The 14306-nt window shown below is 33.9% G+C and carries 12 protein-coding genes; 2 read left to right on the forward strand and 10 right to left on the reverse strand.

All coding sequences use genetic code 11. The features are described 5' to 3' along the window. The first annotated feature begins 93 nt into the window (after positions 1-93). Positions 94-3360 (forward strand): S41 family peptidase, encoded by a 3267-nt coding sequence (locus KO504_RS06195; RefSeq protein ID WP_215925457.1) that lies wholly within the window; start codon positions 94-96, stop codon positions 3358-3360. A 197-nt stretch (positions 3361-3557) separates the two neighbouring features. Here the strand turns inward: KO504_RS06195 and KO504_RS06200 are convergent, their stop codons facing one another. The 9 genes from KO504_RS06200 to KO504_RS06240 form a co-directional block, all read right to left on the reverse strand. Further along, positions 3558-4124: a hypothetical protein gene (locus KO504_RS06200; RefSeq protein ID WP_215925458.1), complete on the reverse strand. Its 567-nt coding sequence runs from the start codon at positions 4122-4124 to the stop codon at positions 3558-3560. 6 nt (positions 4125-4130) lie between these two features. Then, a complete protein-coding gene (locus KO504_RS06205; protein WP_215925459.1) occupies positions 4131-5534 on the reverse strand; it encodes a M20/M25/M40 family metallo-hydrolase in 1404 nt (467 codons plus the stop codon). Then, on the reverse strand, positions 5524-6405 hold the full coding sequence (locus tag KO504_RS06210; RefSeq protein WP_215925460.1) for a PPK2 family polyphosphate kinase: 882 nt from the start codon (positions 6403-6405) through the stop codon (positions 5524-5526). The genes KO504_RS06205 and KO504_RS06210 overlap by 11 nt, the downstream gene beginning before the upstream one ends. Positions 6406-6416: 11 nt before the next feature. Then, entirely contained in the window at positions 6417-7580 is a 1164-nt protein-coding gene (locus KO504_RS06215; protein ID WP_215925461.1) for a sigma-54-dependent transcriptional regulator, read from the reverse strand. 61 nt (positions 7581-7641) lie between these two features. Beyond that, positions 7642-8517, reverse strand: coding sequence for a mechanosensitive ion channel family protein (locus KO504_RS06220; RefSeq protein ID WP_215925462.1), 876 nt, complete (start codon positions 8515-8517; stop codon positions 7642-7644). A 3-nt stretch (positions 8518-8520) separates the two neighbouring features. After that, positions 8521-9834: an ABC transporter permease gene (locus KO504_RS06225; RefSeq protein WP_215925463.1), complete on the reverse strand. Its 1314-nt coding sequence runs from the start codon at positions 9832-9834 to the stop codon at positions 8521-8523. A gap of 2 nt (positions 9835-9836) precedes the next feature. Beyond that, the gene (locus KO504_RS06230; protein WP_215925464.1) at positions 9837-10763 is read right to left on the reverse strand and encodes an ABC transporter ATP-binding protein; all 927 of its coding nucleotides are present in this window, start codon (positions 10761-10763) and stop codon (positions 9837-9839) included. Positions 10764-11006: 243 nt separating this feature from the next. Next, positions 11007-12131 (reverse strand): molecular chaperone DnaJ, encoded by a 1125-nt coding sequence (gene dnaJ, locus KO504_RS06235; protein ID WP_215925465.1) that lies wholly within the window; start codon positions 12129-12131, stop codon positions 11007-11009. A 51-nt stretch (positions 12132-12182) separates the two neighbouring features. Then, positions 12183-12740 (reverse strand): nucleotide exchange factor GrpE, encoded by a 558-nt coding sequence (locus tag KO504_RS06240; RefSeq protein WP_215925466.1) that lies wholly within the window; start codon positions 12738-12740, stop codon positions 12183-12185. A 149-nt stretch (positions 12741-12889) separates the two neighbouring features. On the opposite strand from KO504_RS06240, the gene KO504_RS06245 reads away from it, so the two are divergent. Beyond that, positions 12890-13543: a YceI family protein gene (locus KO504_RS06245; RefSeq protein WP_215925467.1), complete on the forward strand. Its 654-nt coding sequence runs from the start codon at positions 12890-12892 to the stop codon at positions 13541-13543. Between the two features lie 116 nt (positions 13544-13659). Here the strand turns inward: KO504_RS06245 and KO504_RS06250 are convergent, their stop codons facing one another. Then, positions 13660-14271 (reverse strand): hypothetical protein, encoded by a 612-nt coding sequence (locus tag KO504_RS06250; RefSeq protein ID WP_215925468.1) that lies wholly within the window; start codon positions 14269-14271, stop codon positions 13660-13662. Between the last annotated feature and the right edge of the window lie 35 nt (positions 14272-14306).

Consider the following 14306-nt stretch of genomic DNA (forward strand, 5'->3'; position numbering starts at 1 on the left):
TCATTTCTTTTAAAAGAGACTTTAATTTATGCTCTTAACACTCTTATTTGTAACTTTAGAACGACAACCTTTTAATTTAATCCATTACCTCACATGAAGTTAAAGTTTAAAACAAATTTCCAAACCTCATTTTTCGCTCTTTTATTCCTACTATCAAACCTAATTACATTTGCTCAAGGGACAAGATTACTACGACAACCAGATATCAGTCAAACCCATATCACATATACTTATGGTGGTGATATTTGGATTTCGGCATTAAATTCTAACGAAGCTAAACGCATTACCTCGACTGCTGCTGTGGAATCCAACCCATACTTTTCACCAGATGGTAATTGGATTGCATTTAGTTCTAACAGAGCTGGCACAAACAATGTTTACGTCGTTTCTAAAAATGAAGGAGAACCAAAACGCTTAACTTGGCATCCTAGTGGTTCTACAGTTAGAGGTTGGACCAACGACGGAAAGCACGTCTTATTTGCAAGTAACAGAGCAACAGCTCCACGTCCATATAATCGCCTTTATACAATTTCAGTTGAAGGTGGCGCTCCAAAATTACTTACCAAACAATGGAGTAATGATGGGTCGTATTCACCAAATGGAACGCAATTAATTTTAGATAAAATGGATCGTTGGGATGAAGAATGGCGCGCCTATAGAGGCGGCCAAAATACACCACTTATTATTTTAGATTTAAAAACTCAGAACGAAGTTTTACTACCTAATAAAAAAACAACAGACATTCAGCCTTTGTGGTTAGCCGATCACATTTATTTTTTATCAGATCGCGATTTAGTCGCTAATATTTGGTCTTACAATCTGAAGACAAAATCAATTGAGCAAATCACAACCTTTAAAGGTTCTGATATTAAATGGTTAAGTGGTAATGGAGATACTTTGGTTTATGAACGTGATGGATATTTACACACCATGAACATTTCAACAGGTAAACACACCCAATTATCAATTACTGTGGTTGGTGATTTTCCTTGGGCTGAAACCAAATGGGAGGATGTTTCTAATAGCACACGTTCAGCATCTTTATCTCCAAATGGTAAACGAGCGATTATGCAATCTCGTGGCGATATCTTTACAATTCCTGTAGAATTCGGTGATTCAAGAAATATTACTAAGAGCTCTGGCATAGCAGATAGACGTCCTATTTGGTCACCAAAAGGAGATAAAATAGCTTGGTTTTCTGATGCCGATAGAAAGAATTATGCGTTAATGATTTCAGATCAGAATGGTTTATCAAAACCTGAAGTCATTTCTATTGGAGAATCTAAATTGGGTTGGAACCCAACATGGTCTCCGGATGGAAAGCACATTGCCTTTGTTGATGATGACGTGCGCTTGCGTTTTGTGAATTTAGAGACAAAAAAAATAAAAACCTTTGACATAGGCGGCACTAACCTAGAGCGTGGCAGTATTGAATTAAAATGGTCACCAGATAGTAAATGGATTGCTTATGAAAAATCGGCTTCAAATAACTTTAGACAGATTTATATCTACTCTATTGAAAACGACACAACAACTCCAATTACAGATCCTTTTGCCGATTCATTTTCACCGGCTTGGGATTTAAACAAAAAACAACTCTACTTTTTAGCGAGTACCGATGTAGCTCTTGGTTCTGGTTGGGCTAATACAAGCTCTATGACAGCAAACCCAGCCTACTCCGCTTATGTCATTAATTTAGATGCTAACGACGATTCCCCTTTTAAACCCAAAAGTGATGAAGAAGACATAAAAAAAGAGGACGACAGCAAAAGTGAAGACAAAGCAAAAAAAGAAGATAAAGAAAAGAAGGACGACGAAAATAAATCCATGATTATAGATTTTGAAGCTATTGGTCGTCGTACGCTAGCGCTTTCAATACCTTCAAGAAATTATGGTTATATCATTGCTGGTCCAAAAGGATCAATGTTTATTTCAGAATACATTCCAAATGACAGAGGCGCAACACTACATAAATTTAATCTTGAAAAACAAGAAAGCAAAGAATTTGCTTCTGGCATACGTTCAGTTTCTGTAACCACAAATGGTGAACACATGCTTGCTCAAATTAATGGAGATTGGCAAGTTATAAGCACAAGCGGTAGCGATGCAAAAGGAGGCAAACGTCTTAAGGTTAATTTACAAATGAAATTAGATCGTTCTGCCGAATGGGAACAAATGTTTGAAGAGGCTTGGAGATACGAGCGCGATTATTTTTACGATCCCAACATGCATGGACGTGATTGGAACGTTGTATATAAACGTTACGCTCCATTGGTTCCGTTTATAAAGCATCGTACAGATTTATATTATATTTTAGATCAGGTAAATGGTGAGTTATCCGTTGGTCACAGCTTTGTGTTTGGAGGTGATTATCCAGATGTAGAACGTTCTACAACAGGATTACTCGGAGCCGATTTAACACTAGATAAAGGCCATTGGAAAATTGACCGTATATACACAACAGAAAGTTGGAATCCAGGCTTAACAGGACCACTAGATGCGCCTGGACTAAACATAAAAGAAGGCCAATATATTGTGGGTATTAACGGGAACGAAATAAAGGCTGGCGACAATTTTTACAAGTATCTAGATGGTACATCAGGAAAACAAACCCTTTTACATATTAATGACAAACCTGAATTTAAAGGCCATTGGACTGAAATTGTAGAACCTATTTCTAACGAAAACTCTTTGAGACAACGGACTTGGGTGGAAGACAATCGTAGGTTAGTCGACAAACTATCAAATGGACGCCTCGGTTATATCTGGGTTCCAAATACAGGAGGTCCAGGGTTTGTATCTTTCAACAGATATTACTTTGCACAGCAAGATAAAGAAGGGGCTGTTATAGATGAGCGTTTTAATGGTGGTGGTTTACTAGATGATTATATGGTAGATTTAATGACGCGAAGCTTAAGAGCAGGCTTAACCAATGAAGTACCCAATGGCAAACCATTAACCTTGCCTGCAGGTATATTAGGTCCAAAAGTATTATTGATAAATGAACTTGCTGGTTCTGGTGGAGATTTTTTCCCTTGGGTGTTTAGACAACAAAATGTTGGAAAACTCATAGGTATGACAACTTGGGGAGGCTTGGTAAAATCGTCAACACATTATGCTTTAATTGACGGCGGAGGTTTAACAGCACCTGACAATGCAGTATTTGATCCTATAAACAACAAATGGATTGCGGAGAATGAAGGAGTCGCTCCAGATATTGAAGTAAGGCAAGATGCAAAAGCATTATCTAATGGAAACGATCCTCAACTCGAAAGAGCCGTTAAGGAATTAATGACACAGTTACGAAGTAAACCTGAAGTTAAAGCACCTCAATTTCCCCTTCCAGCAACAGGTAATTAATATAAAATAATGACAGGATTAGATATTGTATTGGTATTTGCCGTAATCCTTTTTGCAAGATTAGGAATGCGATTAGTCTCTAAATATATTAAAATGAAAAAAGAAGATGAAGGCGAAAAAAAAGACTAAATTAAAAGTCTCTTTTTTCAACATAAAAACACACAATTGTTTTAGATATAATACTCAATGATTATGATTTAGTCCTTAATTTTACCACTAAAATGATTTACTTTAGGACTCATCGGATTACCAGTTGACCGTCTATAAATAGATAATTGGCCACAATGCCAAATTGCGTCTGCAATTGGACCATTGACCTGATTCCAAAATGGAATTTCGCGATCACCAAAAATGATATTGTATTGCGAGATATCATCACTCTCTCGCAAAATATCTGCAGCTTTTTTTAAGTTTTGTAATGTTTTAGATCGTAATTCTGAATAACTTAAATCTTCTTTTGCTCTAGAATTGGATTGTTTTAAAGTAGAATTAACGATGGTTTTAGACAAACTATAGATATGCTCAATAGTTTCTAATGAGGTTCTACCATCAGCATTAGCTTTGTATGCTAAATCTTTTTCTGTTAAACCTTCTGAAGCCCAATAAAACCGAAATCCTAAAGCATCTACCATTCTTGCAGCTATTGTACCTGCTGTATATGTTTCAGGATAATCAGGAATTTCGTAGTATGGAAGTTGGTCTTTGTCTTGCAAAAAACTATTAATAGAAACCATTGACATTAGAATTAAGCACAATTTATTCATATCTTATTACTCCTTAATTTTACGATGATTTGTAATTGGATTAACGCCATATTTATCAAACAGATATACTAACGATGCCATTGTTGCGGCCCCCAATTCTAATTCGCGTTTATTAACATGTTCAAACGTATCATTTGCAGCATGATGATGATCAAAATAACGCTGCGAATCTGGTCGTAAACCTGCCAATACATTGGTTTCTGACTTTAATGGTCCAACATCTGCGCCACTTCCTCCTAATTCAAAATAATGAATTAAATAAGGTTTAAATAAAGCTTTCCAACCTAGTACTTGATTAAAATTAGTTTCATTTGCTGCAAACGAAAAGCCTCTTGGAGTAAAACCACCAGCATCGCTTTCTAAGGCAAAAATATGATTTTCATTTTTTTCTTTAGCCACTTTGGCATATTCCGTAGCACCACGTAAACCGTTTTCTTCATTCATAAATAAAACGACTCTGATAGTTCGTTTTGGAGTAATGCCACTTTTCTTTAAAAGTCTTAATACATCCATAGACTGCACCACTCCAGCACCATCATCGTGTGCTCCATCTCCTAAATCCCAAGAATCTAAATGACCACCAACAATAATATATTCATTTGGAAATTTGCTTCCAGTAATTTCACCAATGACATTATAAGATAACACATCCTCAAATTGCTGACAACTTTGTTTAAAATAGAATTGAATTCCTTTATTTTTCTTTAATGCTTTACTCAGTAAATCTGCATCATTAGTACTTATTGCTGCAGAGGGAATACGCTGATTAACAGGTAAATCTCCATAACTCATACTTCCTGTATGTGGTAAATCGTCTTGACGCAAAGTCATAGATCTTACAATAACACCTACCGCTCCATATTTACCAGCTTCCATGGCTCCAGCATAACGCTGATTTACACAACCTCCATAAGCATTAAACGTGCTTATTAAATCGGCTTGCATTGGTCTGTTGTAAAACACAATTTTACCCTCTATATTCTCTTTTCCTAAGGCGGCTAATTCTTCAAAATTCTGAACTTCTACAACCTCTGAAGAAATCCCATCTTTTGGAGTCGCAACAGAACCACCTAAAGCACAAATATTAACTTCGTTAACAAAACCAGCAACTTCAAAAAATGCTTTTTCTTTTTCGCCTCTTTCCCATTTTGGAACCATAACCGGCTGTAACCACACCTTATCTAGACCTAATTTTTCAAGTTCTGCTTTTGTGTATTGAACAGCTAACTCAGCATTTTTAGAACCTGATAATCGTCCGCCAATTTCATTAGACAAATGATCTAACCACTCGTAACTCATACCATCTGTTAATGATGCTGTATATAGTGTTCTTAATACAGTTTCATCTTCTTGTGCATAATTGAATGTTAAAAAACAACATAAAATTATTGTAAATAGTTTAGTCTTCATTTTCTAATTGCTGTTTGTAAGAATCTATATTTGCTTTTTGATGTGCCGGTAATTCTGGTTCTTTAATATCTTTGTATTCTTTTAAAGTATCGTAAAGAATTTTAGCTACAATATATCTTGCCGTTGGTTTGTCGTCTGCAGGAATATTATACCAAGGTGCATGTGATTTAGAAGTTCGGTTTAAGACATCTTCATAGTAAGTTTGATATGCATCCCAGCATAAACGTTCGTCTAAATCATCTGGTGAGAATTTCCAGTTTTTTTCTGGTTTTTCAAGTCGTCTTAGTAATCTGTTTTTTTGTTCGTCTTTAGAAATGTTTAGGAAAAACTTAAAAATTATCGTTCCATTATCTGCAATGTGTTTTTCAAAATTATTGATTTCATTAAAACGCTTATCCCAAAATGCTTCAGTAACATCCTCAACTGTTTTAACGTTTGGCATGTTCTCATACATTAAGTATTCTGGATGTACTCTTGTTACCAATACATTTTCGTAATGTGTTCTATTGAAAATGCCAAATTTCCCTCTTGCTGGCAGTGCAATGACATGCCGCCATAGGTAATCGTGTTTTAATTCTAACTCTGTAGGTTTTTTAAAACTGTGAGCCACAATTCCTCTAACATTAAACTCCTTAAAAACCTCACGAATCAAACTATCTTTACCTGCTGTATCCATACCTTGAATACACATTAAAACGGCATATTTACCATGTGCATACATGGTGTTTTGTATGTCTGCTAAGTTTTCGCTAACCGTTCTAAGTTCACGCTCAATCTTCTTTTTCTTTGTTTCTAAATCGAAGGACGTTTGCAAGTCCTTAATATTTATTGGAGACGAAATTTTAAAATCATCAATGCTAATATCTTTCATATTTATACATTTTATTTTGAAGCAAATGCTTTTACATCACTCTCACTAACTTCAGTTCCTCCTAAAATGATTAAACGCTCTACCACATTTCGGAGTTCACGAATATTACCTGTCCAGTCATAATTCTGAAGCAATTTTATCGCTTTTTCAGAAAATGATTTTTTAGATGTGCCTTGCTCTTTAGAAATTTTATCTGTGAAATAATTGATCAGTAAAGGAATATCTTCTCTTCTTTCATTTAAAGCAGGAACTTCAATTAAAATTACAGCTAATCTGTGATATAAATCTTCTCTAAATTTACCGTCTTCGATTTCCTTTTTAAGATTCTTATTGGTTGCAGCTATTACCCTTACATTTACTTTTATATCCTTGTCACTACCAACACGTTGTATACGACTTTCTTGTAAAGCACGTAACACTTTGGCTTGCGCAGACAAACTCATATCACCAATTTCATCTAAAAAAATGGTACCTCCATTAGCTGCTTCAAACTTACCTGCTCTGTCTTTTGCAGCAGATGTAAATGCTCCTTTAACATGACCAAACAGTTCACTTTCTATTAACTCTGAAGGGATTGCAGCACAATTCACTTCTATCATTGGCCCTTTTGAACGGTCACTTTTTTGGTGTAACCAATGCGCAACAAGCTCTTTTCCTGTTCCGTTTGGACCTGTAACTAATACTCTTGCATCTGTTGGTGCAACCTTATCAATCATATCTTTTATACGCGCAATGCCGTCACTCTCACCAATCATCTCGTAGTTTTTGCTTACTTTTTTCTTAAGCATCTTATTCTCAACAACGAGTTCTTTTCGATCTAAAGCAATACGAACGGTATTTAATAACCGGTTTAAATCGGGTGGTTTTGAGATATAATCAAAAGCTCCTAAACGCATTGTATTTACTGCCGTATCTAAATCTCCATGTCCAGAAATCATTACCATTGGTATTTCTGGCTTTATTTTTTTAGCTGCTTCTAATACCTCTACACCATCCATTTTGGGCATTTTAATATCGCACAATACTAAATCGTAATCGTTCTTTTTTATTTTTTCAATACCAACCAAACCATCTTCTGCTTCTTCAACTTGATACGTGCTATTTTCTTCAGAAAGTATTTTTACTAATACGCGGCGAATTGCAGCTTCATCTTCTATAATTAATATTTTTGGCATAACTCTATTTTATTTTATAACTAATTTTAATACTTCAATCGATTAAAATCACTAACATATTTTATGTTTTAATAATATGAATATCGCGTTGAGGAAACGGAATAGAAACATTGTTCTCTCTAAAAAGACGATCGATTTCAAACCTAATATCGCTTTTAGGAAACTGCGCTTTAAAACTGTCTGCTATTGTAAATGAAACCTTAAAATCTAAAGAACTGTCTCCAAAATTTGTAAAAATGACTGATGGTGCTGGTTCTGAAAGCACACGCTCATTTGTATTTGCTGCTTGCAACAGCAATTTCTTTACCAACTGAACATCACTGCCATAAGCTACACCAACTTCTACACTTTCGCGAGTTGTATTTCCATTTTGTGTCCAATTGTATAAACTGTTTTCTAAATACAAATGATTAGGAATTACAAGCACCTTATTATCAATGGTTACGGCTCTTGTTGTTCGTAGTTTAATTTCCTCTACTCTACCTACTTTACCATCAATTTCAATTATATCACCTACATGTACTGATTGATCAATTATAATAAATATACCTGATATAATATCTTGAAATAAGGTTTGCAAGGCTAAACCAATACCTATTAAAAGTGCTGCAGAAGCTGCAAAAACAGCTGTTATATTTACACCTACACTATGTAAGGTTATTAAGAATATTATAATATATACAAGCCATCTAAAATACCCATATACAACACCAAACTTACCTTTATTTTCTTCTGGTATCTTTCTTATCATTATTTTTAAAACTATTCTTAATACAACTGTTGTAATAAAAATAGCTGTAATGATAACGAGAACATCAAGAATTGAAATACTAATATCGTTACCGATATTCATGTGTAATCCTAAGAAATTTTTAGTTGCTTCCCAAAAACTACTATTGGTAATCGTATCTTCAATATGTTCTAAATCTTGAACCATTAATTAATATTTCAACCACTTAAATAATTCTTTATAGGTTGGTTTTTTACCGTACATTAAAATACCTACGCGATAAATTTTAGCTGCAAACCAAACTGCAAGAATAAATGTTCCTATTAGTAACACTAATGATAAGCCTTGTTGCCAAAGCGGCACACCAAACGGAATACGCATTAACATTACCACAGGAGATGTAAATGGAATAAACGAGAATACGGTTGAAACCGTTCCATGAGGATCTTCAATAACGGTAAATACACCAACATAAACGGCTAAAATTAATGGCATTAATATTGGCAGCATAAATTGTTGTGTATCTGTTTCATTATCTACCGCTGCACCAATTGCTGCGTATAAAGAACTATACAATAAATAACCTCCGATAAAGAAAAACATAAAGGCAACTACAAGGTTTGCTAATGGCAAGTTGCTAATCGCAGTAATTAAATTTTCTGCCATGGCTTGCGCTCCTTCGGCTTCCATAGCTTGGTTCATTAATTCTTGTTGTGGTGTAGAGGCTTGTGACAAATCTATTCCAAAAATTGAAGACACTACCATCATTAAAACGCCGCCTAAAATAACCCAAATAGCAAACTGCGTAACACCGGCTAGTGACGTCCCAATAATTTTACCCATCATTAATTGAATAGGCTTAACGGAAGAAATAATTACTTCAATAATTCTACTGGTTTTTTCTTCTATTACGCTTCGCATGATCATATTACCATAAATAATTATGAACATAAATAGCAAATACCCTGCAATACCTCCAAAAGCCAATTTGACCACATTGTCTATCTTAGAGCTTTTCTCACCTTCAAAACTTTCTTGAGCAATATCTACATTGGTTTTAGAAGCTTCTATTTGAGTAAGTGTCACTCCATCTTTTTGCAATTTTATTTCTTGCAAACGCTTTTCAATTTTTCGTTCTAAACCAGACATAATACTCAATGAAGGCGACTCTTCTGAATAGAATTTTACATTATTAGAAACGGCATCCAAAGCATCTACTTTAGCAATATGCAAAAGTCCGTAATCTTCTTTTTCTTTAACCAAAGCTATAGCATCATCTAAATCTAATCCGTTTAATTTGGTGTAAGTTGTATTTTCAGTATTTTGAAAAATATCAGACAAATAACCGGTTTCATCCAATATCGAAATTGTACGTTGCTTATCGTTATTTAATTGTGATAAATAAGCAACAACTGCAATCAGCGCTATCATTATTAAAGGACTTAAAAAGGTCATTATAATGAATGACTTATTCTTAACCTTTGTTAAATATTCACGCTTTATAATGAGTGGTAAATGATTCATTTTTAGTTATTTTTTACAGTTTGAATAAAAATGTCATTAGCTGAAGGTATAACTTCTACAAAATGATGTACTTCTGCTTTTGAGGTTAAAAACGACAATAAATCATTTGGTGATGTGTTTTCTCCTATTTTCACATTCAATTTAATATCGTTATTCAAATTTTTAAACGTTGCAGGAAGCACTTCAAAAGTATTTTGAATTTCTGAAAGTACTCTTTCCTTATTTGGGGACTCTAAGGCTACTTCAAACGTATTTGTTTTGTATTGGCGTTTTATATCATTCAGTTTACCATCTAAAACCTTATTAGATTTATGAATTAAAGCAATATGATCGCATAATTCTTCAACAGATTCCATACGATGGGTTGAAAAAATCACCGTTGCTCCTTCATCTCTAAGCTGTAAGATTTCATCTTTAATAAGATTCGCATTTATAGGGTCAAAACCTGAAAAAGGTTCGTCAAAAATCAATAATTTAGGTTGGTGTAAAACCGTTACTACAAACTGTATTTTCTGTGCTTGTCCTTTACTTAATTCTTGAATTTTTTTATTCCACCAGTCTCCAATTTCTAACTTATCGAACCAATATTTTAATCTTGTTTTAGCTTCAGATTTACTTAAACCCTTTAATTGTGCTAAATACAAACATTGCTCACCAACTTTCATAGACTTATATAAGCCTCGTTCTTCTGGTAAATAACCAATATCTCTAATGTGTTCTGGCTTTAATGTTTTTCCATCTAATAGCACAGTGCCTTCGTCTGGCATTGTAATTTGATTTACAATACGAATTAGCGTTGTTTTCCCTGCGCCATTTGGCCCTAGTAAGCCAAAAATACTACCTTTTGGTACCGCAATAGAAACTTTATTTAACGCCTTAAAATCCCCAAAATTTTTTGATACAGAATTTGCGACTAATAAGTCATTCATATTCAATTAGTTTTTTATAAATAGGTTCGTATGTAAATATATTAAATGTTGAAGAGTTATAAAGAATAAAAACCTTACTAATTATTCTTTTTTATAATGCGCTAAAACATCGAATATTATAAAAACAAAACCCACCCTTATAACTAAATAAGGATGGGAAAAAATTGCTATGAAAAAGAAAAATTACCGCTAATTAGCATTAGCGATAATTCAAATATACTATTTTTTATTAAATAGATGTGCTTATGAAAACATATCTTTTACCTTTTCGAAAAAAGATTTATCTGAACTTTCAGGTTTAGGCTCAAAATGTTCATCTTCTTTCATACTTTCAAAAAAGTCTTTTTGCTTTTTATTTAAAGTCTTTGGTGTCCAGACATTTACATGAACCAATAAATCTCCTTTACCATACCCATTAATACTAGGTATACCTTTGCCACGTAATCTTAATATCTTACCTGACTGCACGCCAGCTTCAATCTTAATTCTTACTTTTCCGGTTACGGTATCTATTTCTTTTGAGTTACCCAATACGGCATCTGGAAGACTAACATACATATCGTAATGTAAGTTATCACCTTCTCGTTTTAATGTTGGGTGATCTTCTTCCTGTATGGCAACTAACAAATCACCAGCAATACCATTTCCAGGTGCATCGTTACCTTTTCCTGTTACTTTTAGTTGCATACCATCTACAACACCAGCTGGTATTTTAACCGTTACGGTTTCTTCAGACACTTTTAAACCTTGTGCATCTGCATCTGAAGGTTTTTTATCAATACTTTGACCTGCTCCTCCACAAGTTGGACAAGCTGCTGCAGTTTGCATTCGGCCTAAAATAGTATTAGTAACCCTTGTAACCTGACCAGATCCATTACAGGTACTACACGTTTTGTACGTTGTTCCTGGCGCTTGAATTTTACGCTTTACTTTTATCTTCTTTTCAATACCGTTAGCGACTTCTTCTAGAGTTAACGTTACACGAATACGTAAATTACTACCTTTAACTACGCGCTGTCTGCCACCTCCGCCAAAGCCACTGAAACCGCCTCTACCTCCGAAGCCTCCTCCGAAAATATCGCCAAACTGACTAAAGATATCGTCCATATTCATTCCGCCGCCACCGAAGCCGCCACCACCGCCACCGTTGAAGGCTTGATGACCAAATTGGTCATAACGTGCTTTTTTATCAGCGTTACTTAAGACTTCATAAGCTTCAGCTGCTTTCTTAAACTTTTCTTCTGCTTCAGTATTATCTGGATTTTTATCTGGATGATATTTTAAAGCCATCTTTCGATATGCTTTTTTTATCTCTGCATCAGAAGCTCCTTTGCTTATGCCTAATATATCGTAATAATCTTCTTTCATCGAATGCTTTATTGTTCGTTTCCGTATAAAGGAAAACTCTTTTTTTTAATTTTATTGCCCAATTACCACTTTAGGAAAACGAATGACTTTATCTCCCAACTTATAACCATGTTCTACAACATCAATAATTTTTCCTTTTAAGTCTTCGCTTGGAGCAGAAATTTGGGTAATTGCTTCGTGGTTGTCAGCATTAAAGACATCTCCTTGTCTTACTTCTATTTTAGACAAGCCTTTTTGCCCTAATGTACTTACTAACTTATTGTAAATTAATAAGACACCTTTTCTTAATTCTTCGGCTTCTTTATCGTCTTCTATGTGTGTTAAAGCACGTTCAAAATCATCCAAAATAGGCAACATAGACATCATAACGTCTTGACTTGCTGTTTTAAACAATTCTATACGTTCTTTTGTAGTTCGCTTTTTGTAATTTTCAAATTCAGCAAACAAACGCATAAATTTATCCTTCTCAGCAACCAGTTGATCTTGTAATTGTTCTTCTGGAGATTTCATCTCGTTTTCTTGTGTTTCAACATCAGCTTCTGCAGTAGTTGTTGCTTGATCCTCTACTTGTGGATCCTCAACCTTATTGTTTTTATCTCTTTTACTCATTTTGAGTTCTTTTTTAACTTTCAATTAGATAGGCAAAAGTACTGCCATTATTATAAAAATGTCAAAATGTCATTAACATTTTTTTATCATACATGAAACACAGTATTTCATATCTTTGTTTTTAACAACTCTAATAAAAAAACACTAACATGAAATCTAATTTTTTAAACATTTTTACGCTAATTACTATAATTACATTTACAAGTTGTGGTGATAAAGCAAAAGAAGCAGAAACGAAGAAAGCTGCAGAAGCGGCAGTTGCTGAAGCTATGTCTGTAACATACAATGTCAATACCGATGGTTCTACTATTGAATGGAAAGGTTTTAAACCAACTGGCACTCATAATGGCACAATTAACATTAAAGAAGGAATAATAAATGTTAATGACGGAGCTATTGAAAGTGGTAAATTTGCTATTGACATGACTAGTATTACTGTTTTAGATATTCCAGTAGAAAAAGAAGGTAATGCCAAATTAGTAGGACACTTATCAAGTGCTGATTTCTTTGATGTAGAAAAATATCCTGTATCAAAATTTCAGATTACAGGAATTGAAACTAAAGATGGAAAAACTATGCTATCTGGCAATTTAACATTAAAAGACGCTACAAACAATATCAGTATCCCTGTAACAACAACTGTTAATGGTGATAAATTAACGCTAACAAGTGAAACGTTTACAATAGATCGTTCTAAGTGGAATGTTGAATATGGCTCTAAATCATTCTTTGATAATTTAGGAGATAAATTTATTAACGATGACATTGAGTTAAAAGTAACTTTAACTGCAAATAAAGCTTAAAAGATCCCATTGTTATCACAAAAAAAAGCAGTCATTAAAATGGCTGCTTTTTATTAAAATGGCTGCTTTTTTTATTAAAAGAGAGATAAATTTTTAAATTCTCATAATTTAGGTTTTTAATTAATTTTTTCTGAAAAGTTATCTGTATCGTATAGTAACCTACCTGTATTGTTATCAATGTAGACACCGTCTGGATCACCTTTGTCATCTAACATTAAAATAGCCATTTGAAAATCTTCGATACCATTATCGGTCATTCTACCAGATATAGCATAGGCAGACACCACTTCTACAGATCCAGATATTTGTGAAGTAAGTTTTAAGTAAACCGAAAATTCATTATCAGTTCCAGAAATTAAAGACCCATAACCTTCGTCTGTTTGGCTGCCCCCCATGCCATTAAAATCTATTTTTAAACGACTATTATTTTGGTTTGAAAAAATAGAAGTATAATCTGGAAAACTTTTACCTACAAAATCTCCAGATACTGTTGAGGCTTCTAGCTTAACAGGTGCAGACAAATAAGATCCTTCTATATTTGGAGGAGTATCTCCTTGATTAATATTGAAGCCAAGGTCTTCTAATGCGACTACAAGTTCTGGTGTAAAAAAGTCTTTAACAGACTCTATACTACCATCAAAATCACTGGCTTCATCATCATCTTTACTACAAGAGGTTGAAAAAATAACAAAAATAAAAAGAACAGATAAAATTTTTAATTGCTTCATAATATTATAATTTACTGATTAATAGCTCTGTAAAT

Origin of the sequence: Winogradskyella psychrotolerans (genome assembly GCF_018860565.1) — a bacterium.
Classification (GTDB): Bacteria; Bacteroidota; Bacteroidia; order Flavobacteriales; family Flavobacteriaceae; genus Winogradskyella; species Winogradskyella damuponensis.

Bases quoted from the DNA above. Each gene is read 5' to 3' on its own strand.
- KO504_RS06195 (WP_215925457.1), top strand. From the start codon at position 94: ATGAAGTTAAAGTTTAAAACAAATTTCCAAACCTCATTTTTCGCTCTT.
- KO504_RS06200 (WP_215925458.1), bottom strand. From the start codon at position 4,124: ATGAATAAATTGTGCTTAATTCTAATGTCAATGGTTTCTATTAATAGT.
- KO504_RS06205 (WP_215925459.1), bottom strand. From the start codon at position 5,534: ATGAAGACTAAACTATTTACAATAATTTTATGTTGTTTTTTAACATTC.
- KO504_RS06210 (WP_215925460.1), bottom strand. From the start codon at position 6,405: ATGAAAGATATTAGCATTGATGATTTTAAAATTTCGTCTCCAATAAAT.
- KO504_RS06215 (WP_215925461.1), bottom strand. From the start codon at position 7,580: ATGCCAAAAATATTAATTATAGAAGATGAAGCTGCAATTCGCCGCGTA.
- KO504_RS06220 (WP_215925462.1), bottom strand. From the start codon at position 8,517: ATGGTTCAAGATTTAGAACATATTGAAGATACGATTACCAATAGTAGT.
- KO504_RS06225 (WP_215925463.1), bottom strand. From the start codon at position 9,834: ATGAATCATTTACCACTCATTATAAAGCGTGAATATTTAACAAAGGTT.
- KO504_RS06230 (WP_215925464.1), bottom strand. From the start codon at position 10,763: ATGAATGACTTATTAGTCGCAAATTCTGTATCAAAAAATTTTGGGGAT.
- dnaJ (WP_215925465.1), bottom strand. From the start codon at position 12,131: ATGAAAGAAGATTATTACGATATATTAGGCATAAGCAAAGGAGCTTCT.
- KO504_RS06240 (WP_215925466.1), bottom strand. From the start codon at position 12,740: ATGAGTAAAAGAGATAAAAACAATAAGGTTGAGGATCCACAAGTAGAG.
- KO504_RS06245 (WP_215925467.1), top strand. From the start codon at position 12,890: ATGAAATCTAATTTTTTAAACATTTTTACGCTAATTACTATAATTACA.
- KO504_RS06250 (WP_215925468.1), bottom strand. From the start codon at position 14,271: ATGAAGCAATTAAAAATTTTATCTGTTCTTTTTATTTTTGTTATTTTT.